At 46.4% G+C, this 23410-nt stretch carries 13 protein-coding genes and 1 pseudogene; 8 read left to right on the forward strand and 6 right to left on the reverse strand.

All coding sequences use genetic code 11. The features are described from left to right. Positions 1 to 259 precede the first annotated feature (259 nt). The 3 genes from RT717_RS06205 (at position 260) to RT717_RS06215 (ending at position 9841) form a co-directional block, all read left to right on the forward strand. Complete coding sequence (locus RT717_RS06205) at positions 260 to 7429, forward strand: MBG domain-containing protein (RefSeq protein ID WP_317490871.1); 7170 nt, start codon at positions 260 to 262, stop codon at positions 7427 to 7429. A 76-nt stretch (positions 7430 to 7505) separates the two neighbouring features. Next, complete coding sequence (locus tag RT717_RS06210) at positions 7506 to 8507, forward strand: PorP/SprF family type IX secretion system membrane protein (protein ID WP_317490872.1); 1002 nt, start codon at positions 7506 to 7508, stop codon at positions 8505 to 8507. 2 nt (positions 8508 to 8509) lie between these two features. Further along, positions 8510 to 9841, forward strand: a complete 1332-nt coding sequence (locus RT717_RS06215) for an OmpA family protein (RefSeq protein WP_317490873.1) — start codon at positions 8510 to 8512, stop codon at positions 9839 to 9841. 268 nt (positions 9842 to 10109) lie between these two features. Here RT717_RS06215 and RT717_RS06220 read toward each other — a convergent pair whose 3' ends face one another. Genes RT717_RS06220 through RT717_RS06230 form a run of 3 tightly spaced genes read right to left on the reverse strand, consistent with a single transcriptional unit; the run spans position 10110 to position 14290 of the window. Beyond that, positions 10110 to 11609 carry a TolC family protein gene (locus tag RT717_RS06220; RefSeq protein WP_317490874.1) on the reverse strand — a complete coding sequence of 500 codons (1500 nt, stop codon included), beginning with the start codon at positions 11607 to 11609 and terminating at the stop codon, positions 10110 to 10112. Beyond that, positions 11602 to 12942 (reverse strand): ABC transporter permease, encoded by a 1341-nt coding sequence (locus tag RT717_RS06225; protein WP_317490875.1) that lies wholly within the window; start codon positions 12940 to 12942, stop codon positions 11602 to 11604. The genes RT717_RS06220 and RT717_RS06225 overlap by 8 nt, the downstream gene beginning before the upstream one ends. 1 nt (position 12943) lies before the next feature. After that, positions 12944 to 14290: an efflux RND transporter periplasmic adaptor subunit gene (locus tag RT717_RS06230; protein WP_317490876.1), complete on the reverse strand. Its 1347-nt coding sequence runs from the start codon at positions 14288 to 14290 to the stop codon at positions 12944 to 12946. Positions 14291 to 14599: 309 nt separating this feature from the next. On the opposite strand from RT717_RS06230, the gene RT717_RS06235 reads away from it, so the two are divergent. Continuing rightward, positions 14600 to 15049, forward strand: coding sequence for a DinB family protein (locus RT717_RS06235; RefSeq protein WP_317490877.1), 450 nt, complete (start codon positions 14600 to 14602; stop codon positions 15047 to 15049). Positions 15050 to 15323: 274 nt separating this feature from the next. On the opposite strand, the gene RT717_RS06240 is transcribed toward RT717_RS06235, so the two are convergent. Together RT717_RS06240 and RT717_RS28485 are read right to left on the reverse strand one after the other, a co-directional pair. Beyond that, positions 15324 to 15926: a PAS domain-containing protein gene (locus tag RT717_RS06240; RefSeq protein WP_317490878.1), complete on the reverse strand. Its 603-nt coding sequence runs from the start codon at positions 15924 to 15926 to the stop codon at positions 15324 to 15326. Positions 15927 to 15977: 51 nt separating this feature from the next. Continuing rightward, positions 15978 to 16121: pseudogene (locus RT717_RS28485) on the reverse strand (PAS domain-containing protein); the annotation flags it as partial. A gap of 133 nt (positions 16122 to 16254) precedes the next feature. Here RT717_RS28485 and RT717_RS06245 point away from each other — a divergent pair. Next, the gene (locus tag RT717_RS06245; protein WP_317490279.1) at positions 16255 to 17787 is read left to right on the forward strand and encodes an IS1634 family transposase; all 1533 of its coding nucleotides are present in this window, start codon (positions 16255 to 16257) and stop codon (positions 17785 to 17787) included. Positions 17788 to 17833: 46 nt separating this feature from the next. Here the strand turns inward: RT717_RS06245 and RT717_RS06250 are convergent, their stop codons facing one another. Further along, on the reverse strand, positions 17834 to 19756 hold the full coding sequence (locus tag RT717_RS06250) for a PAS domain-containing protein (RefSeq protein WP_317490879.1): 1923 nt from the start codon (positions 19754 to 19756) through the stop codon (positions 17834 to 17836). Between the two features lie 332 nt (positions 19757 to 20088). Here RT717_RS06250 and RT717_RS06255 point away from each other — a divergent pair, with 332 nt between their 5' ends. From RT717_RS06255 to RT717_RS06265, 3 genes are all read left to right on the forward strand, one after another. Next, positions 20089 to 21012 carry an ATP-binding cassette domain-containing protein gene (locus RT717_RS06255; RefSeq protein ID WP_317490880.1) on the forward strand — a complete coding sequence of 308 codons (924 nt, stop codon included), beginning with the start codon at positions 20089 to 20091 and terminating at the stop codon, positions 21010 to 21012. Positions 21013 to 21115: 103 nt separating this feature from the next. Further along, a complete protein-coding gene (locus tag RT717_RS06260) occupies positions 21116 to 21841 on the forward strand; it encodes an ABC transporter permease (RefSeq protein ID WP_317490881.1) in 726 nt (241 codons plus the stop codon). A 12-nt stretch (positions 21842 to 21853) separates the two neighbouring features. Next, positions 21854 to 23371 carry a GldG family protein gene (locus tag RT717_RS06265; protein ID WP_317490882.1) on the forward strand — a complete coding sequence of 506 codons (1518 nt, stop codon included), beginning with the start codon at positions 21854 to 21856 and terminating at the stop codon, positions 23369 to 23371. Positions 23372 to 23410 lie beyond the last annotated feature (39 nt).

Here is a 23410-nt window from a genome sequence, read left to right on the forward strand (position 1 = left end):
GGGGTTTCTCGTGACTGCTTCGATAAGTGACAGCTTTCTTTCGATGAAATGTCCAAACCGTTCGACTAAGCGGAGGCCCACTTGCAAACGTCGACGTGCCCCTTGGAGGGCTTTAATGCTAATTGCCTGTTTGTAATACCCAAGTGAGAGAGGAGCTAAAAACCAAAAAATCAGGACGATAGAAAGAGTTCCCTTTGTCAGGTGCAAAGACCATGGTCTGTCGCATAAGGAAAGTGAATTACTAATAACGTCCTGGAATATGAATCTAACAAAACAAACAAATGGCTGGCAAATGCCTTACTTTTTGCGAGCCGGCGAATCTGACTTCAGCCTGCCGGGGGTATTGCCAGCAGTTGCCAATAAATTCTTATCAGCACTCAAACGGTCGTGGATGTGCGGCTGGGGATTGTCTCTCTTGGTGGTATTGACCCTATTGGCATTTGCACATGGCCTGAAAGCTCAAACTACCGAGTCCTTTACCACATCACCCACTTTGATTTCTCACCCGTCTGTTCCATCGTGGAAGACTTCGGCTGAGGTAACCATCGGCGGGGTGGTTTATGAGTTGTTGAACGGAGGAAACGGAGGATGGGCTTTTTCCGGCAGCGGTGGAGTGTCCAATAGCTCCAGCCTTTTTTACAGCACGGCAGCCACTAGTTCAATCACCATTAAGAGGAAAGATGGAGCCCGCTTTCAGTTTTATGGGGTATGGTTAAAATACAAAAATTTTACCAGCGGCTATACCGCCCCCTGGCTTACGGCCAACTACAATGGTTCAGGCGCTTCGTCTGACACCTACGGTTCAAACACTACCGTCTCAATATCAAAAAACTTGAATGTTACTACAGTGACTTTGATGTTTTCGGGCTTGTGGGAGCTTAATTTTGACAATTTGATTGTAGGCCCGGCAATTGCTTCGCTGCCTACTGTTACTACCACAGCCGCAGATTTGATAGGTGGTACCTATGCCAGTCTTGGCGGCAATGTAACCAGCGATGGCGGAGGTACAATTACAGACCGTGGGATCGTCTATAGCACATCACCTTCACCAGCCATTGGCGATGGCCGGGGGGAGCAGGTGGCGATAGGAACTGGTTCGGGCGTTTTTTCGCAAACTGTCGCTGGCTTTTCGCTTAGCACCACTTATTATGTGAGGGCCTATGCAATCAACTCAGCAGGTACCTCTTACGGCTCACAAATAACATTTACGACAACAGATGGCACTGGCCCGATCACGCTCGTACCTTCAATGGATACATACATTGAGAGCGGTTCAGGTTATTCAACCTCACAAACCAACTACGTTGGAGACTGGTGGGGGTGGTACTCTGATGCTGCAATAAAATTTAACCTGGCCGCCGTTACTGGTACTGTGTCCGACGCAAAGCTTAGGCTATATGTGAGCGAAGTAGGTAGCGGAACTGTTTTCGCAAAGGTTTGGGGCTCCGATGACGACAGCTGGCTTGCTACCACTAATGCTGTACCCTCCAAAAATACCTCGCTTAGCAGCAATGTGTCCATCACCGCTACAGGATGGAAGGAATTTGACGTCACCGCATTCATTAAGCAACAAGCCGAGGGAGATGGCACCGCTTCGCTGGTCATTGCAGGAAATACAGCAGAAGGAGACAACTGGTTCGGCTTCAAATCTGACAACAGCGCCACCAACAAACCACAGCTGGTGGTAACGGTGGCTGCTGGCAATACCGCACCTGCGGCCTCCAGTGTGGCTATTTCTGGAGCCGCTGAAGTAGGTGTTACACTAACAGGGACATACTCCTATGCAGACGCAAATAGCGATGCTGAAAGTGGTACAACTTACAAATGGTACAGAGGAGTTGCCGATGTTGGCGTGGCTCCCGTTGCTATTACTGGTGCTACACAAGCCACCTACCTGCTTCAGTCTGAAGACGAAGGTAAGTACATTACTTTTGAGGTAACACCCAGCGACGGTACTGACGCAGGAAGTGCCATGGTGAGCGAAAGGCTGGGTCCTGTTGTTCAAACTGTTTTGCTTGCCACCAGCCCTATCATCTCTTTCTCGAATGAGGTGGGATTTGAAGATAATATTGCTCAGGACGGTGAGGGAGGGTCGGTAGTGATCAGTGACCTCAACCTACAGGTAATGCCTGTCAATAGCTCCGGCGTGAAGCTCGCAGGACAACCTATCCAATACCACGATAACACGCAATCAGGCTGGTCGGGCTACCCGGCTATCATTACATATGGCGACATAGATGCACATTTCGGGTGGTCGATTAAATCGGACAACGGAACTGCATTCTCTTTGGTCGCCGTAGATTTTCACGACTGGGGGGGCTATGCAGGCGATACATTTGTTGCTGAGGCTTTCCTGGATGCCGCATCAAAGGGAACGATAACCTTTACCGGAAACGTAGATGGAAGCTATATCGCCTTGACCAACTCCGGTGTGTTGTCGTCGATATTTGCCAATGTAGACGAAGTCAGAATTTATAAGCAGGGGGGAAGCAATTCATGGGGCTCACTAAACAACATTCAAGTAGCTTCCGCTGTACTTACAGGCCCGCCAACAGTATCTACCGCAGCGTATACTGACTTGGCAACAACCTCTGCCACACTTGGTGGAAATGTGACTGCCAGTGGAGGCCTTGATGTGATAGAAAGAGGTATTGTATATGCCACCACAGCTGAGCCTACCATTGCTAATACGAAAGTGGAGATTGGTTCTGGCACGGGCACCTTCTCTCAAAGCGTAACCGGACTGGAAGTGAACACCACTTACTACTTCCGTGCGTACGCCATCAACTCACTGGGTACAAGCTATGGAAGTGAATTGAGCTTTATCACCCCTAAAATTGCTCAAACGATCAGTTTTGATGCGATCAGCGCAAAGGTTTGGGGAGACGAGCCCTTTACACTCGGTGCCGAGAGAACGGATCAGGACCTGGTAATAACCTATGCCGCCACGGATCCTTCCGTCGTGACAATTGTGGGCAACCAGGCGACCATTAAAAAAGCAGGTAGCACAACGATTACTGCATCGCAGGCAGGTGATGACACTTATGCGGCGGCCTTATCTGTGGAGCAAACCCTTACAGTGAACAAAAAGACTTTGACGGTGACAGCCGAAGACAAGACCAAAGAATATGGTGCTGCAGATCCTGTTAACACAGTGACTTACGCAGGCTTTATCAGTGGAGAAGGGGCGACAGACCTTGGCGGCACATTGTCGTTCAGCAGAACGGCTGGTGAGGATGCCGGTAATTACGCTATTACGCCAGGTGGCCTTACCTCCAATAACTACACGATCAGCTTTGTGGCTGGCGACCTGGAGATTACCAAGAAGGCGCTGACCATTACAGCGGAAGACAAAACGAAGGAATTTGGTACGGCAGATCCTGTGTATACAGCAGCTTATGCAGGCTTTGTTACAGGCGATGACGCAACTGACCTGGTTGGTACACTATCGTTCAACAGAACAGCAGGCGAGGTGGTAGCTACCTATACGATCACCCCATCCGGCGTCACATCAGCCAACTATGCTATCAGCTTTGTGGGCGGCGAGCTGGAGATCACCAAAAAGGTACTGACCGTTACGGCAGAGAACAAAACCAAAGAATACGGTGAAGTTGACCCTGCCAACACGGTGACCTATTCTGGGTTTACCACAGGTGAAGATGAAACTGACCTGGGTGGCACACTGTCGTTCAGCAGAACATCGGGCGAGGGAGCAGGCACTTACGCCATCACACCGGCGGGCCTAACATCAGACAATTATGCCATCAGCTTTGTGGCTGGTGACCTGAAAATCACCAAAAGGGCCCTGACGGTGACCGCCGAAGACAAGACCAAAGAATATGGTGTTGCAGATCCAGTCAACACGGTGACTTACGCAGGCTTTATCACTGGAGAATCGGCGACAGACTTGAGCGGCACATTGTCGTTCAGCAGAACGGCTGGTGAGGATGCCGGTAATTACGCTATTACGCCAGGTGGCCTTACCTCCAATAACTACACGATCAGCTTTGTGGCTGGCGACCTGGAGATTACCAAGAAGGCGCTGACCATTACAGCGGAAGACAAGGCGAAGGAGTTTGGTGCGTCAGACCCTGTGTATACAGCAGCTTATGCAGGCTTTGTTACAGGCGATGACGCAACTGACCTGATTGGTACACTATCGTTCAACAGAACGGCAGGCGAGGTGGTAGCTACCTATACGATCACCCCATCCGGCGTCACATCAGCCAACTATGCTATCAGCTTTGTGGGCGGCGAGCTGGAGATCACCAAAAAGGTACTGACCGTTACGGCAGAGAACAAAACCAAAGAATACGGTGAAGTTGACCCTGCCAACACGGTGACCTATTCAGGGTTTACCACAGGTGAAGATGAAACTGACCTGGGTGGCACACTGTCGTTCAGCAGAACATCGGGCGAGGGAGCAGGCACTTACGCCATCACACCGGCGGGCCTAACATCAGACAATTATGCCATCAGCTTTGTGGCTGGTGACCTGGAAATCACCAAAAGGGCCCTGACGGTGACCGCCGAAGACAAGACCAAAGAATATGGTGTTGCAGATCCAGTCAACACGGTGACTTACGCAGGCTTTATCACTGGAGAATCGGCGACAGACTTGAGCGGCACATTGTCGTTCAGCAGAACGGCTGGTGAGGATGCGGGTAACTACGCCATCACTCCAGCTGGCCTTACCTCCAATAACTACACGATCAGCTTTGTGGCTGGCGACCTGGAGATTACGAAGAAGGCGCTGACCATTACAGCGGAAGACAAAACGAAGGAGTTTGGTGCGTCAGACCCTGTGTATACAGCAGCTTATGCAGGCTTTGTTACAGGCGATGACGCAACTGACCTGAGTGGTACACTATCGTTCAACAGAACGGCAGGCGAGGTGGTAGCTACCTATACGATCACCCCATCCGGCGTCACATCAGCCAACTATGCTATCAGCTTTGTGGGCGGCGAGCTGGAGATCACCAAAAAGGTACTGACCGTTACGGCAGAGAACAAAACCAAAGAATACGGTGAAGTTGACCCTGCCAACACGGTGACCTATTCAGGGTTTACCACAGGTGAAGATGAAACTGACCTGGGTGGCACACTGTCGTTCAGCAGAACATCGGGCGAGGGGGCAGGCACTTACGCCATCACACCGGCGGGCCTAACATCAGACAATTATGCCATCAGCTTTGTGGCTGGTGACCTGGAAATCACCAAAAGGGCCCTGACGGTGACCGCCGAAGACAAGACCAAAGAATATGGTGTTGCAGATCCAGTCAACACGGTGACTTACGCAGGCTTTATCACTGGAGAATCGGCGACAGACTTGAGCGGCACATTGTCGTTCAGCAGAACGGCTGGTGAGGATGCGGGTAACTACGCCATCACTCCAGCTGGCCTTACCTCCAATAACTACACGATCAGCTTTGTGGCTGGCGACCTGGAGATTACGAAGAAGGCGCTGACCATTACAGCGGAAGACAAAACGAAGGAATACGGAGAGACTGACCCTACAGCCACGGTGGCTTATTCGGGCTTGGTTGAAGGAGATGAAGAATCAGACTTTGACGGTATGCTGGCGTTTACCAGAGCTACCGGAGAAAACCCCGGCGTATATACAATAAGCCCTTCAGGTTTGACCTCCGACAACTATACTATCAGCTTCGCAGACGGAGAGCTTCAAATCACCCCAAGGCAACTGACTGTACATGAGCCTGTTTTGACCAAAGCTAAGCTACACGATGGTCTGAAAACTGCCGAAGTACTTGCGGGCGCCCTTGTTGGAGTGGTTGATGGTGATGTTGTGGAACTTACCGCCGAAGCTACCTATGACGACGCCAGCACAGGTGTGGACAAGACCATCACCGTTACTTACACCATTGCAGGAGCAGATGCCTTCAAATACCTTGCTCCGACAGACTTTGTGGTTACCAACGGGGAAATTATAGTGGATGTTGAGCCGGTATTTACGTCGGTTGGCAGCCCGTCAGTGAAAGAAAATGAAACAAATGTGCTCGTGGTTACTGCAACGGACGGAAACGAAGGAACAACTATCACTTACAGCCTCTCTGGCGGCTGGGACATGGCCCTTTTCAGTATCGATGCTACCACCGGTGCATTGACTTTCAAAACAGCGCCGGACTTCGAGCAACCGACCGATGCTGATGGAGATAATGTGTATTTGGTGCAGGTAACGGCCACTGATGGTGTCAACGTCACCAACCAAACCATAGAAATAACGATTACCAATGAAAATGACAGTGCGCCTGTAGTTCTGGCCGCACAGTCTTTCCAGGTGGCAGAAACAGTGAACAGTGGAACCTTGGTAGGCAAGGTAATGGCCCACGATTCAGACGAAGGCACGGAGCTTCAGGGATGGATCATTGTGTCGGGAAATGAAGAGGGGATATTTGACCTTTCACCAGCCTCCGGCGACCTGGTGGTTGTAAACAGCGCTACACTCGCTATGCAAACAGCCACTTCTTACACACTCGTACTCACGGTCTCTGACGGCATTCACGTAAGCATTGAAACTGAAATCACCGTGCTTGTGAGCCGAGGGCAACAGGCCAGTCTTGCAGCCGAAGCCGATAGCTATGAGATAAATGAAGATGAGGTGCTTACAGTTGATGCACCAGGTGTTTTGAACAATGACGGCAACGTGCTTACAGCCGGGCTGCAGCTGGTTTTGGTGGGGGATGTCTCTCACGGCAGCCTTGTGTTGAATGCTAACGGTTCATTCGTTTACACTCCCGATGCCAATTTCAATGGAGCTGATGTGTTCAGCTACAAGGTAGTGGAGGGTGAAATAGCCTCTGAGACAGTAAGTGTGACAGTTGAGGTTTTACCGGTAAACGATGCCCCACATGCGATCATCTTCAACAACGTGAACGTTGCCGAGGACGCTGCCCCGGGCTTCAAAGCCGCTGAATTTGGCACAGAAGATATAGACAGCGACTCGCATACTTATGAGCTTGTGGACGGAGAGGGCGCTATCGACAATGAGAGCTTTATCATCGAAGGCAATAAACTGCTGACCAACGTACGCTTCGATATTGACGAAATCACTCTCCTTTCGGTGCGGGTGAGAACTACTGACCCGGCCGGGGCTTACCTGGAAAAAGTGTTCGGTGTTCAGATCGTTCCAGGCTTCCATCCTGATCTGGTAATCCCAACGGCCTTCACCCCCAACAATGACAACGTGAATGATAGTTGGGAATTTGAGAATGCCCATTTCTACCGCAACATGTCGGTCAATGTTTACAACCGCCAGGGCCGTTTAGTCTTCAGTTCGGTGGGCTATCGCCAACCCTGGACAGGCCAGAGAAGTGGCGTATCGCTGCCACTCGACATGTACTACTATGTAATTGACCTCAACGATGGTTCAGGGCGTGGTTACAAAAGCTATGTAATGATCCTTCAATAAACTGGTATCGTGCAGCAGTCGGCATGGGTGCTGCACGATGCCTATTTTAATTCAATAAAGAAAAATATCAAAAGTCATGAAATTTAAACTACTCGCACTAATAGCCTTGTTGTCGCTTTGCATTGGCAAAGCTTACTCACAGGGGGGGATATTCCTCAGTCAATATTACCAGAACCTACCTGGTTTCAATCCAGGGCTCACTGGTGCCGCCGATTTTCTGGATATCAGAACGGGCACCCGCCAACAATGGGTAGGATTTGAAGGCGCACCGAAAACTTATTTCGTTTCGGCGAATGGGGCTATCAAACCAAAAGTGAACCCGTACCGCAAGAATTCCTTGCGGATGAGCGAGTCTGCAGAGGCCCAGTTGCCTTCTTCCGGGGCCTCGAGGCTAAAGTGGGGTCTGGGAGGTTATGTGCTAAAGCAGGAGCAGGGACCGTTTGATCAAATGCAATCTGTAGTCAACGTGGCTAGCCATATTGCGGTTGCTGAACGTACCTATTTGAGTCTTGGGATTGCTACCGGCATTTCAAATTACCGGGTAAATCTTTCTGAGGTGGTTGTTGCCGATCAGGTGAATGATGCCACATACAACAGGTTTATGGCCAATGGTTTTAATAACACCTATGCAACGCTCAGTACTGGGGTTGCGATATACTCGGATTTGTTTTATGCAGGCATTAGTGCGTTGCAGCTGTCGAGAACGCTGCTAAATGGTAATGACATGTTAAACAAGGGTGGCAATAATCAGATTTTTCACATGGTAGGAGGCTATCGGTTATATTTTCGGAAGTTTGACGTGATTCCAAATATCAACGTAAGGTTCGAGACCAACCAACCAATGGTGGTTGACCTGGGTGCCAGGTTGCGGTACAACAAGCTCATATTTGCCGGCCTTTCTTACAGAAACGATCAGTCGGTGATCGCCCTTTTGGGGATAGATATCACTGATAAAATCAATTTTAGCTATTCGCTGGAATCAAGAGTCGGTAATGCCTCTGACGTTAGCAACGGCAGCCACGAAATAATGCTTGGTTTAAAACTTTTCAATCATAACAGGTTCAGTCCTCTCTGGTAATCATGAAAACTCTACAAATATTTACCCTCCTCTTTTTGGCAGCCTCTACCACTTTTGGGCAGTACACGTTCGAAGCTGTTGAGAAGCTTGCATCAACCATTAACTCTGACGCAGAGGAGATTACTCCCATGCTGTCGGCTGATGGTTCCAGATTGTATTTTGTGCGTGCATTGTATGCTCAGAATATTGGCGGCGTGCAGGCTGGTCAGGATATTTGGTTTTCCGACAGGAAAGCTGACGGTAGCTGGGCCGAACCCAGCAATAACCTGCCAACGATTAACAATGGCGACAATAATGCCATGACGGGTTTTACAGCCGATGGCGACACGATCTTTTTAATTAACAACTACAGTTCTTTTCCAAGACGGAAGATTGGTCTTTCGTACAGCACACTTAAAAATGGGAAGTGGGCAACCCCAAAAGAGCAGGGCGTTGAGGTGAAAACCAAAAACGACTTCTACGGCATGCATGTTCATCAAAATCAGAAAGTGGTCATTGTGTCTATGATGGGAGATGAGGCCCTCGGAGAAGAGGATCTGTATGTTAGTGTGAAAGAAGCAGACGGTTCATGGTCTGTTGCCAAACACCTGGGAACGACTATTAATAGTGCTGGTTTCGAAATTTCCCCGTTTTTGTCCTATGATCAGTCTACCCTCTTTTTTGCTAGCAATGGCCGGGGTGGATTTGGTGATGCAGATATCTTTATGTCAACCAGATTGGACGACTCATGGACCAATTGGTCTGAACCAGTAAATCTTGGTGAACAGGTAAATTCAGCAGGGTTTGACGCTTACTATTTTGAGAAAAATGGAAGCGCTTATTTTTCATCGAACAGAGGTGGGGGTAAGGCAGATATTTATTCACTAACAGCGAAAAGGCCAGAACCAGTGGTGGCAGAATTGCCTCTGGTGGCTGAGCAGAAAGCAGCCGAAGTAAGCCCTGAGATCCCCATTGAAAGTGAACGCAGCTATAGTATTATTCCAGAGCCCATGGTTGTTTATTTTGCATTCGACTCCTACCAATTGTCGAAAGAATCAAAGTTAACCATTCAAAAAATAGGAGAATTTCTGCACAAGGAAAATGGCCTGAGTCTGGACATCAATGGATATGCAGACCCGGCCGGCCCCGCTGCCTATAATCAAAACCTTTCAGAACGCAGAGCAATGGCCGTCAGTGCATACCTGGCTGATGAATTGGGCATTGCTAAATCCAGGTTAGTAGTGGAAGGAAAAGGTGAAGTGGGGGAGGCCGGCTTTCAATCAACGATACGAGAAAATGACACCGCCCGCAAGGTGGAAATAGTTTTCTCACGAAAGTCAGTGGCAGCTCAATAACTGCCAGGTAGCTAAACCTGAATTATTCATTGGAAATCCATTGCGTAGTTTGGGTCAAAAAAAAATTCCGGGAAAAGTCACTCCCCGGAATTTTTTTGTTTCAGACAACTTTGAGCACGGAGCAAACAAAATTTATTCGACTGAAAGTGGCTTGAAGAAAGGCTCCTAATGCGCTAGAAAGCCTGTCGCTAGCTCTTTTGCCCGTCACAAACCTATGGTTTGTGTTGTTTTCAACGCAGGGCCTGGCCCGACTTAAGTATGCGGCTTATCAATATTCTGTTACCTCCTGCTCAAGCTCTGGATTGTAAAGAAGCGTTTTGTTTTCGAAATCGTACAAAGTCAACCTGCGAAGATCATAGTAAGCCCTCCAATAGGCTTGCAGAGCATCGGTGTAACTGCGGCGGGCAGTGTCCTTTTCCGTGAGTGCGATGTTCAGGTTGGTGATGTCAATCTTTCCGATCAGGTAACGATTTTGAGCCACATCATACCGCTTCTGTGCTACTTCAGCGGCTGTTTTGGTAATCTCCAACTGTAGCTGCAACATGTCAAATTGCCGCACTTGGGTAATAATCTCCTGATCAAAATTCAATTCCTCCTGGGCAATTGTGTATTGGGTCAGCTGTTCGTTGGCCAATGCTGTTTGCAGCCGGGATTTATTTCTGCCCCAGCTCACAATTGGGACACTAAACTGAATGCTGGCGATGCCCTGATTATTGGGATTGGCGCTAATATCGGAAAGGTTGGAAGAAGTGCCATTTACTCCGTAGGAGGCTGCCATGTTTACCTGGTATCGTTGCCCTTTGGCCCGTGCCACTGCTTGTTCTGCAATTAACCTATCTCGTTCAAAAGAAATATACTGGGATCTGTTTTGCTTGGCATATCTTAAAGCATCCTCCTCGCTGATATCGAAAATTGGAATGTCTTCTGGTAACGTTAGCTCAATTTCCGCAGAACTACTCAATTCATTTAACCCTATATAGTTTCTAAGACGTAACACGTTATTGCGGAAATCTAATTTAGCCTGCGCTACTTCCTGGCGGGAGCGAAGCAACTGGAGTTGCACCTGAAGCAATTTATCTTCCGACGTTGTTCCGATGTTGTACCGCCCTTGTTCAATCTGATAAATAGTGTCGTTGTTAGCCAGGTTGAACTGAGCTATCTGAAGATTGATTTGGGCGGTAAGTACTCCAAAATATCTGTCAACGGCAATTCTGGACACAAACTCCATATCCTCAACATAACTCCTTTTGCTTTGCTCGTAAATTATGGGCTGCACTTTCTTATCCCACCTTAAAGGATTGAAGGCGAAAAGAGGCTGCTGCAATTGGAGATTGAACAATGTGCTTTGCCATGTGGTGGCCGGGTCACCAGGGTTAGGAATAAAATTATGAAATTGAAAGAGATTGGTGTTAACAGAGATATTGCCGCCTGTAGCAGCAATAGGCTGCTGAAGACCCAGGGCAGCATTCGAGTAAGTTTGGTTCAATGTTCGGTAAACGACAGATCCATCTGGCTGCTGCACGCCTGTAATTTGGTTGGAATAGCCAGGAGCATTTCCAGTAAGCGTTACCTGGGGGTTGTAGTTAGATTTGAAAGTCCGGTATTGCCAGTAGCTGTTGTTCCTTTGTGTCTCGGCCTGCTTGGCTGCTGGAGATTGGTCTTTTGCACGCTGGATAATTTCCTGGAGATTGAAATTATAGTCCTGGGCTTTGATCTGGATGCACAGGAATACCAGGAGTGAGATAGACACACACAATTTTCTATTCATATCTTAAAGAAGTTATTGGGTCTTGGCTGGCAGCTTTCTGTGCGGGCGCAATCCCAAACACAAGACCTACTGTAGCAGCAACACCGAAAGAAACGATGACAGAAGAAAAAGTAATGATGGTGGGGAAGTCCCCAAAACTGGATATGCCCAGTGCAAGGCTAATGCCGAGCACCACGCCGACTATGCCGCCGCTGACACTGATCATCATCGCTTCGAATAAAAATTGAGTGACGATGTCGGTTTTTTGCGCTCCAATGGAAAGGCGAAGGCCAATTTCTTTGATTCTCTCCATAACAGATGCCAGCATGATGTTCATAATGCCAATGCCTCCAACCAGCAGCGAAATTCCTGCAATGGCTCCAAGCACAATATTGAAGATGTTTTGTGTTCGCTGCTGTTGTTTAAGCAATAACTCCGGAATGGTGATTTCGTAGTCGATCACTCCGAAGTGTCTCCTTTCTATCATTCTGGAGATGATTTCTGCTGTACTTTGCATTTTTGAAGCGTCTTTCACCTGAATGACGAGCTTGTCGATTTGATGATAATTACTAGGCTGCTGATCGGAGCTGCTGCCATCGTCATTGTTGTTTCGATTAGCGGCCTTTAGAATAGCTTCGGTTATCAACTCTCTGTTTCTGTACCTGATCAGGAACGTCTTAATAGGGACGTATACATCCATGTTGTAGTCTCGAATACCGAGCTTGGCTATATTTTTTTCAGAGATAAGGCGCTCGTCCAGCACCCCAACTACCTCCAGCCACTGGTTGCCAACTTTGATGGTTTTTCCAATGGGGTCTTCTTTGCTAAAAAACCTCCCCTTGATGCTTTTGCCAATGATGCACACAGGAAGACCTCCCTCAATCTGACTTTCACTGAACATACTGCCTTGATTCAGGGCAAAAGCTCCAATATCAAAATAGGAAGGCATTACGCCGACGAGTTTGGCTGATCTTCGAAAACCGTCTTTGATGATGACAGTCTCCATCACGCATTCCGGACTCACAGCCTGGATGTCTGGTATCGTCTCAAAAATGCTTTGCGCATCAGCCATTCTAAGACCCGGGGAGAATTTCTTCTTTTCTTCCCCCTTGGCATTGGCGGCGTCTATTTTCTTTTCTTCCTGTTCTACTACCGGCTCAATGATGATGTTGTTAACGCCCACCATTTTTATTTGCTCAAGGATCTCTTTTTCTGCGCCGTTTCCTATGGCCAGCATGGCAATGACAGCGGCTACTCCGAAAATGATCCCCAGTGCGGTTAGCAGTGAACGCAATTGATTGGCCAAAACTGCCTCCAGGGCAATTTGGAAGTTGGCCAGCAGCTTCTTGTTCATCTTATTGATTTGGGTTGTTGGCTAGAGGTTTTCCTGAGCCGGGTTGTGTGGCCGACGATCCAGTCACTTCAGCTACTTCGTTTTTCTCGCCCTGGTTTCGCTTACCATTTAACGATTCGAGGAGCTTGATTTCGCCTTCATCCATATTGGCAGGAAGGGAAAGGTATACCTTTTCGGTGCCCGAAAGGCCCTGCTTGATAATGGCTTCATTGGCATTGGATAATCCCATTTCGACCTCCTGCTTGGTGCCGTCGCTTAGTATTACATACTGAATGGAGTCGTTGCGTGAATGGATGGCCTCAAGGGGGACAAAAACTACCGAATCGAGCTCGCTAACAACTATGTTGTTGCTGGTTGTCATGGAAGGCCTCAGAGACGGATCCCTTTCGTTGACATTGATGGTTACTTCAAAAACTTTGGCGTCCGAATTCGGGTTTTGCTGACCAATATTGGCGACTTTCATTACCTCACCGCTCAACTCCTTGTCGGGGTAGGCATCGAGGCCAATTTTAACTTTTTGCCCCGGGGCCACTCGCCGGATATCTACTTCATTGACATAAGTCACCGACATCATCTGTGTCAAATCGGGCAGTGTAGCCACAACTGGATTCCAGGCACCTATTTGCGAACCTGCTGCGATTTTGTTGCCATCCCAGTTTTTTGTGTAAATAACCATTCCATCCTGAGGGGCGAGTATGTTGAAGTCTTCAAGCAGAGACTTCATAGAATTATAGTCAGACTGTTCTTTTCTCAAAGTGGCGCCTACTTCCTGCATTTTGGCCACCGACTGCTGAATTTTTAATTGATAGTTTTCCACCGTCTGATCTAGCTCCCTTTGAGCTTTCTCCATGGCTATTTGGTTTTGCTTTACCGTTGCAGGTGGCTCGAACTGCGACTGATCAAGCACTAATTGTTTTTCCTGCAGGGCATATCTTAAGTTAATTATTTTTTCCCTTTCAGCTCTCAGGTTGATCGCTGTATCAAGCCTTGTTTGTTCATACTGCGATTGCGCCTTTTCCAGGTTGTTTGCTGCATCCGAAAGCCTGGTATGAAGCTCAGATTTGTCAATAGATGCTACAAAGTCCCCCTTCTTAACCACGGTTCCTTCATCAACCAGGCTTTCTATCTTTAGGTTGTAAATTCTATAATTTTGAGCTCTTGTGGGACCCAAAATTCTTACCGAACGCAGGGCGCTGAGCTCGCCAGTGGTGGTTACGTCAACCACAAATTTTCCTTTGCTCACATTTACGATAATGTCGTTCTCCTCGCTGCCCTTGCTCTGGCTGAAATACAAAACAGCAACGAGTAGTATGAGAATAGAAGCAGGCAGAATGTATCTTTTTTTCATGATGGTTAAGTTCAATTAGCATACACATTTAACAGAAGTATGAATTTGCACAAAAATCATACTAAAAAAATCAAAAGAGGTAATTAACTTCTTTTATAACTCAAATTGCGGTACGGTTGGTATACTTTAGAAAAAATTATTAGTTACAAATATACCTAACAATTTAGTTGATGTATTTACCTGACGACACTTTATTTAGCCGAAAGTCAAGTAATCGCTCCTGTTTTTAGGTTATTTTGCCTATTTCAGGCTGATTGTTGGCAGTTATTGGGCGCATCTTACTATCTTCGTGTACGCAAAAAGCTTTTTATGTCGTCTCATATTCTTATCTCCAGTCTCGAATTCAATCAGAAAAAAATAGAATCATTGCTGGCGGATCTCACAGTTGATGAAACACTGGCGTTCACTCACGATAACATCAACAATATTCACTGGATCGTGGGCCATATTGCTTCTCAAAGAGATACTTTGCTGGAAGACCTGACAGGCGAGATGACTTTTCCGCAGGAACTCAAGCAGTACTATGGCAAGACTGGTGATCCCCGAAAAATGCCGAAGACTATTGACTGGTTGAAGTGCCTTGATATTCTCAAGGAACAGTTCAATGACATCTCCGCCTGGGTTTTAGAATGGGATAGCCAGGGACGCCTCGATAGAGAAAAGGGTGATGTGATAGTAAAATACCTTAGCCACGAGGCATATCACATTGGGCAGGTAAGCCTGATTAGGAAGATGCTCGGTAAGACTGCGGCTAAATAGCTGCCAAGTCTATTCGCAACAAGTCCCCTAAGCTTTGTGGGCCGTAGAAATAGTCAACATCTGGGATCAAGCGGGAAAATCTGGGGAGGTCGCCCTTTAAATCCAATATCCCAAGTGGTCATAAAAAAGCAAAAGATCCAAGCCTAACTGACTGGAGAAGCCCGGCCTGGCGAGACGCATTGAACCAGTTTTACTTTTTTATTTAACAACAAACGAAACATTCGATCCCCAGAAATACAGATTGATCCAACATCTGACTTTGCACAAGCCTGGGCTATTTGCTATTCGTAATATCCACAAAAACTGTTAATCTGCATTCCTCACCATTGAGCATGACCTGTTCAACCGAAAAAAGTATCAGCCTTTTTTGTCCTCGTTTTGTGCTGATTGAGAGTTTGCTTTCTCTGGACTTTGATGGCTCACCCTTTCGGCTAAATATTTTTTTGATTTCGGCCAGGGGCACACCGTTGAGTGTTAGAATTGGCTTGCCTGTATATTCTTCGTAGCTGTAGCCCAGCAATTCTTCCGCATTCTTGTTGATCTCGAGACAGATGGCGTCTTTGTTGCTTGTAATGCATAGCGCTACTGGGCTTGCATGGAAGGCGTCTAAAAACCTTTCTTCACTGTCACGCAGGTGCTTTTTGATATTGCTTAGTTCTGTCCTGTCGCTAATGGTGAGAAAGTAAACCAGGTTTCCCTCACGGTCTGCAAATGAGCCGCCATTGTACCTGAAAATTTTTGCCCAGCGATTTTTAATGCTTCGCACTCTTACTTCCAGCCCATCCACATTTTCATTGTTCAACAGCCTCGGTAGTGGCCATTTGCTGACGGGCAAATACTTTCCATTTAGCTGCTCCACCCTAAAGTACTTAAGCAATTCGGTAAAATTTTGGGGAGGACTTTGCAAAGACATGAAATCATGCATTTTGATCGCTGCTGCGTTCCAGTAAAGAAGCCTGCCCCCTTTGTTGGCAATTACCAAACCTTCCGATATATTATCAATTATGCTTTTTAGGCGACTTTCGCTATTGAGAAGTGCTTGAAAATTGTTCCGACGCAGAGTGATATCAATTACCGACCCGCTAAGCTTTTCCTGACTTCATCATTTTGCTCTCAAAAAAGTCAAAAGGTTTGTTATTTTAAGATGAGGCTTGTTTTTCTAGGTGTCTTGGGTGTCCCAGGCGCTGTTTTTTTAGATTTGTGCCATGTTTATCAGGCAGAAGAAGAACAAGTCAGGTGTCATTAGTGTGCAGGTGATCGACAAAAGTTCGGGTAGCTATAGAGTGCATAAAACCATAGGAAGCTCTTCGAGCAAATCTGAGGTTGACGTTTTGATGATTCAAGCTAGAGAATACGTTCGTTGTTATGGGGGCCAATCTGTTCTTGATTTCAATGTTGGCACTGACGAGCATTTTTTCAAAGCTGTTTATGACAATATCGAGCAGCTACAATTACTGGGGCCGGAATTAATATTAGGGAAGCTCTTTGATGAAATAGGTTTTAATAGAGTAAAGGGAGAGCTTTTTAGACACTTGGTCATCTCCAGATTAGTTTATCCTGTTAGCAAGTTAAAGACCATTGATTATCTTCAGAAGTACAAAGGCATTAGCCTTCATGTCAATGAAGTTTACCGGTTTATGGATAAACTTCATTCCCAGGACATAGAGCAGATCAAAGCAATAAGCTTCCATCATACTGTGAACATCTTGGGTAAAAAGCTGGGAGTTGTCTTTTACGATGTAACCACTCTATATTTTGAGGCTGCTGACGAAGATGACTTGCGAAAAGCCGGTTTTAGCAAAGATGGCAAGCACAGTAACCCACAAATAGTGCTGGGGCTTTTGGTGGCAGAGCAAGGCTATCCACTCGATTATGAGATTTTTGAAGGCAATAAGTTTGAAGGCCATACGATGCTTCCTGTCATAGAAGCTTTCAAAAACAAGTACAATGCCCAACAGTTCATTGTAGTTGCCGATGCAGGTCTTATGTCAAACAAGAACATAACCACACTACAAGCAGCAGATTACAACTTCATAATAGGAGCCAGGATTAAGAATGAAAGTGAAGCTATCAAACAAAAAATCTTTACATCAGGTCTTAGTGATAAACAATATGTAGAAATAGTCAGGCAGGATGGCTTACGGATAATCGTCCAATATTCTACCGCAAGGGCGGCCAATGATGCCAAAAACAGATCCAAGGGGTTAGAACGTCTTAAAAAGCAATTGAACACGGGCAAGCTCACCAAAAAGCACATCAACAATAAAGGCTATAATAAATACCTCAGGCTAGAAGGAGATATAAAGATCACCATTGATGAACAAAAATTTAAAGACGACTCAAAGTGGGACGGCCTGAAAGGATACATCACCAATACACGACTGGAAGCTCAAACAGTCATGGACTATTATCGCCAGTTATGGCAAGTCGAAAGAACATTTAGAATAACGAAAACCGATTTAAGGATAAGACCGATATACCATTACAAGAAAAGAAGAATTGAAGCCCACATCTGTATCGCCTTCGCTGCTTGTAAGCTTTACAAAGAACTGGAACGAAAGCTAAAAGACAAGGAGGCATCGATCAGCGCTGAAAAAGCCATCGATATTATGAAAACGATATTCGGGCTGACTTTAAACATGCCGCAATCTCAGGAAACCAAACTTATGCTCCTCGATAAAACCCAAGAGCAAAAAAACCTTATCCAATTATTCCAAGAAGATTGGGTGTCCCAGTGATGAAGTCAGGAGATTGATCCAACATCTGACTTTGCACAAGCCTGGGCTATTTGCTATTCGTAATATCCACAAAAACTGTTAATCTGCATTCCTCACCATTGAGCATGACCTGTTCAACCGAAAAAAGTATCAGCCTTTTTTGTCCTCGTTTTGTGCTGATTGAGAGTTTGCTTTCTCTGGACTTTGATGGCTCACCCTTTCGGCTAAATATTTTTTTGATTTCGGCCAGGGGCACACCGTTGAGTGTTAGAATTGGCTTGCCTGTATATTCTTCGTAGCTGTAGCCCAGCAATTCTTCCGCATTCTTGTTGATCTCGAGACAGATGGCGTCTTTGTTGCTTGTAATGCATAGCGCTACTGGGCTTGCATGGAAGGCGTCTAAAAACCTTTCTTCACTGTCACGCAGGTGCTTTTTGATATTGCTTAGTTCTGTCCTGTCGCTAATGGTGAGAAAGTAAACCAGGTTTCCCTCACGGTCTGCAAATGAGCCGCCATTGTACCTGAAAATTTTTGCCCAGCGATTTTTAATGCTTCGCACTCTTACTTCCAGCCCATCCACATTTTCATTGTTCAACAGCCTCGGTAGTGGCCATTTGCTGACGGGCAAATACTTTCCATTTAGCTGCTCCACCCTAAAGTACTTAAGCAATTCGGTAAAATTTTGGGGAGGACTTTGCAAAGACATGAAATCATGCATTTTGATCGCTGCTGCGTTCCAGTAAAGAAGCCTGCCCCCTTTGTTGGCAATTACCAAACCTTCCGATATATTATCAATTATGCTTTTTAGGCGACTTTCGCTATTGAGAAGTGCTTGAAAATTGTTCCGACGCAGAGTGATATCAATTACCGACCCGCTAAGCTTTTCTGTTCTGGTTTCGGAGCTCTTCACATAAGTTCCTTTTAGTGCAAGCCAATGGACGGATTGGTCAGGCCAAATTACCCTTGCTTCAAAGTCGAAGGAGCCATCTGTTTTGGCCGCTTCGAAAACTTCTTTCGCAGCCAACCGGTCTTTCACGTGGATATGTTGAAGCAAAGTCGGTAAATCCCACTGAGCAAGCTCTTCACTGTACCCAAAACTTTGATCATGAATTCGATTCCTTACCGACTTGCCAGATATGAGATCAATTTCCCAAACACCTATTTTTGAGTCTTCAATAGCATTCAAGTAGAGGTTCGTAAATTTGGCATCCAATCCACCGAAAGGCGTAGGTTCGGTAACCTCTTTAATATTGTCGACAATGCCCCCAATTGAGGGGTCGTTAAGCAGATTGACGACGGTTGAATCATAAAGATGGTAGCTACCGTCTTTGTGAATAATTCTTGAACGATGTCCTTTTATCGGAATGCCCGGGTTGAGAATCGCTTTCTCCATCACTTTTTGATTGCCAGGTACGTCGTCCGGATGAAGGCTTGAATAAATGTCGAGCAGCATCGTCTCTTCTGGCGTATAGCCCAGGATATTCTCAACAGAGGGCGACACATAAATTGGTTTGCCTTCAGGAGAAAAAACAATGACTGCATCGCCGCTGGTCTCCAGAAGGGCCTGAAAGTTCATTTGAACTTTTGTGGGCTCACTGTCACTAGCATCGTTTTCACTTATTAAATAAAGGAAGGCACCAATTAAGTTTCCCTTTCTATCAAGCGCTGGCTCAAGACGAATGCTATAGTGAGTATCTTTGATACTTATACCACTTATTTCATCTTGTTCGCTAAGTGCCTGTTCGAAAAGCGAGGAAGTGGCTTCTTTATTTTTTGCGAAAAGCGAATTGATAACTGAAAGCCCTCTCCTTGGTGCTATACCCGTAATTTGTGAAAAATAGCTCTCAAAATGGGGATTAAACTTTTGAATAGAATAGTCCTTGTCTATCAACGCTACTCCATGATAGGGGTTGGACATGGTGGCCTTAATGCTTTCATTAATTTCTGTTTCCTTGCCAGTGTTGGTGGGCGTTCCTCTGCTTCTTTTCATGAAAGTTGAATTTACAAAAAGGCCTGCTTTAGTGAAATTCACTACAGTCAAGCGTAAGAGTTAACAACTTATTAATTAATAGCTGGCGAAAAAGAAAGCAGGCTGATTTTCGACTCCCGCTATCGTCTGAAATAACAACGCAATATCAGTAATGGGTCTTTTACATGTGCCATATTTTTTTAATATTTTTTAACAATTAGCCTTTGATATAAACTTGACAAAAACTTTAGGCTTTTATAAAATTGCCACCGTTTCCTAGAATTCTTTGGAATTGTACACGTAAACTGGTAGTTGTTGAAAACTTCTTAATTGTTTTTTAAGACAGAAAAATCATGTCAATAGTTGTCGAGAACCTGACCAAGAAATATGGAGAGCAGAAGGCAGTTAATGATATCTCCTTCAAAATTAATACCGGTGAAGTAGTTGGTTTTTTGGGGCCAAATGGTGCTGGGAAAAGCACCACCATGAAGATGATTACCTGCTACATGGCACCCACGAGTGGCGATGTCAGGCTGGACGAGTTGAGCATCCTTAATGAGCAGGAGGACATAAAGAAGAAGATAGGCTACCTGCCCGAAAATAATCCACTCTACACTGACATGGCGATTGTGGACTACCTGCGGTTTTGCGCCGAAATACAGGGGGTGAGCAAGGCAAAAATACCCTCCAGAATAGGCGATATGATAGACATGTGCGGTTTGGAAAGAGAGCGTCACAAGAAAATAAGTGAGCTCTCTAAAGGGTACCGACAAAGGGTAGGGCTTGCACAGGCCATGATTCACGACCCGGAAATTTTGATACTGGATGAGCCAACCACCGGCCTCGACCCCAACCAAATCATAGAGATCAGGAAGTTGATAAAAAAGCTGGGCAAGGAAAAAACGGTGATTCTTAGCTCTCATATCCTTTCGGAAGTAGAGGCCACCTGCGACCGCATTCTGATTATTAACAGGGGCAGGATTGTGGCAGACGGCACCTCCGACACATTGAGAAGTCAGGCCGAGGGCAAAGAACTGCTGACTGTTAAAATTGAGGCTGCCGATGCTGACGTCAAAAAGGCGCTGCTTGGGCTGGCATCAGTAGAAACTGTCGAGCCAGTGGAGGGAAAAGCCGGCTTCTTCTCAGTTCGGAGTAAGCCTGATGTTTCGTCCAGAAAAGAGGTGTTTGACCTGTGTGTATCGAAAAAATGGTACTTGTTGGAAATGACAGGTCACGAAACCAAACTGGAAGACGTGTTTAGAGAGCTGACCAACTGATTTGGCTGCATCAACACCGAACTGCGGCAAGCCCGGCAAACACAACATGACTTTACACCTCAGAAACCGAATATCGTTTTAATAATAACCAACAACGACTGATATGAACAAGATTTGGATCATTGCCAGAAGAGAGTTGGCCTCCTATTTCGATTCTTTGATCGCTTATGTAATGATTATCATTTTTCTGGGAATGAGCGGGTTTTTTACCTGGCTTTTCGGAAGCAACATATTTATGATCAACCAGGCCAGCTTACAGGTTTTCTTCGGAATTTCGTTCTGGACCTTATTCTTCTTTATCCCGGCCATCACTATGAGGACCCTGGCAGAAGAAAATAAAAGTGGAACCATTGAGCTCCTGTCGACAAAGGCCGTGTCCGATTTCCAAATTGTTGTAGGTAAATTTCTCGGCTGCCTTTTGCTGGTGGCTATCGCCCTGCTGTGCACGCTGCCTTACTACATAACTGTATCGCAGTTGGGTAATGTGGATCACGGCGGCATTATCGGAGGCTACCTTGGACTCATTTTGCTGTCGGCAGCCTATATCGGTATCGGGCTATTTGCCAGCAGCACCACAAGTAATCAGATCGTCGCCTTTCTAATGGCACTTTTTATTGGAATTTTCTTTCAGATCTTATTCGATGTGCTTGGATCCAGTTTTAGGGGTGCTGTGGGTGGAGTATTCTATTACCTGAGCATGCAAACCCACTTCGATTCCATGAGCAGAGGAGTAATCGATTCTCGTGATCTGATCTACTTTGGCTCTCTTATAGCTATCTCTTTATTGCTTTCCCAGGCAATGCTTTCACGTCGCAATTGGCAATCTTAAACAACTACTGACATGAAGGGAAGAAACGTAATTATTCAATTGGCTATCGTGACCGGCATTCTTGTGGTAGTCAACTTGCTGTCGAGTCAACTGTACTTCAGAGGTGATTTTACCGAAGACCAGCGGTACACACTCAGCACGGCCACTAAAGATATATTGGAAGATTTGCCTGAGGTGGTCACTGTGAAAGCCTATTTTTCGGAAGACTTGCCCACGCAGCTTGTGAGCACCCGTCAGGATTTTGAAGATTTGCTGTTGGAATACGAGAACAGGTCGGACGGCTATCTGGTCTACGAGTTTTTGAACCCAAACGAAAATGAGCAGAAAGAGCAGGAAGCGCAACAAGCCGGTGTGAATCCGGTAATGGTAAATGTGCGGGAAAAGGATCAGATGAAACAAATGAGGGCTTACCTCGGAGCCATCATTCAGATGGGCGACCGCAAGGAGATTATTCCTTTGATACAGCCTGGAGCAGCCATGGAATACGCCCTTACTACGGCTATTAAAAAAATAGCCATAGCCGACAAACCTAAGATTGGTTTGATACAGGGGCATGGAGAGGCACCTTTGGAGGAAATGATTGAGCTATACCAACAGCTGTCGGTGCTCTATGAGATCGAGCCTTTTGGTCTTTCTGATTCGGCCGCAGTACCGCAGTACTACAGGTCGCTGGCATGGATCAATCCAAAAGATACCATTCCGCAGGCAGATTTCGCCAAGCTCGATAAGTATCTGGCCAATGGTGGTGCCATGTTCGTCGCCTACAGCAACCTGAACGGCGACTTAAGCCAGGCGTATTTGTCGACTGCGAACGACATAGGCGTAAGCAGCTGGCTTTCAAGGCTGGGCATTCAAATGGGAAGGGAGTTTGTGGTAGATGCGGAGAATGCGCCGGTCTCAGTACGGCAGCAAATGGGGCAGTTTACAATGAACCGGCAAATTGCCTTTCCTTACTTTCCTATCATTAAAAACTTCTCCGACCATCCTGCTTCCAAAGGACTTGAATCAGTCTTTCTGCCTTTTGCCAGCACGATTAACTTTACTAAGACTGATACCACCTTTCGTTCAACCAGCCTGCTCATGACTTCCGAGCTTTCCGGCCTGGTTAGTCCGCCGACTACTGTCGACATACAAAGACAGTGGACGGAGAATGATTTTCAAAACAGCTCGCTGCCAGTGGCAATGGCTGTTGAAGGCCCCCTGAGTGGTACTGCATCTTCGAAGATGGTGGTGGTGTCGAATGGTCAATTTATTATCAATGGGCCGCAAGGGCAGCAGCAACAGCTCAATGCCGACAATGTGAGCTTTGCTTCCAATGCCATCGACTGGCTGTCGGACGACACGGGTTTGATTGACCTTCGAACCAAGGGAGTAACGGCCAGGCCACTGGTTCAGCTGGAGGATAGCACAAAGGAGCTTCTAAAATATGGCAATGTGCTGCTTCCAATACTGCTGCTGCTCATTTATGCTTTTGTGCGGAAGCAAAGAAACAACCGCAAGCGGCAACAGTGGGCAGCCGGCAGTTATTAGATTCATTGAGTAGTATTTGTTCGTAAAGCGGAAAAATCA

It is taken from the genome of Imperialibacter roseus, assembly GCF_032999765.1.
In the GTDB taxonomy this organism is placed as follows: domain Bacteria; phylum Bacteroidota; class Bacteroidia; order Cytophagales; family Cyclobacteriaceae; genus Imperialibacter; species Imperialibacter roseus.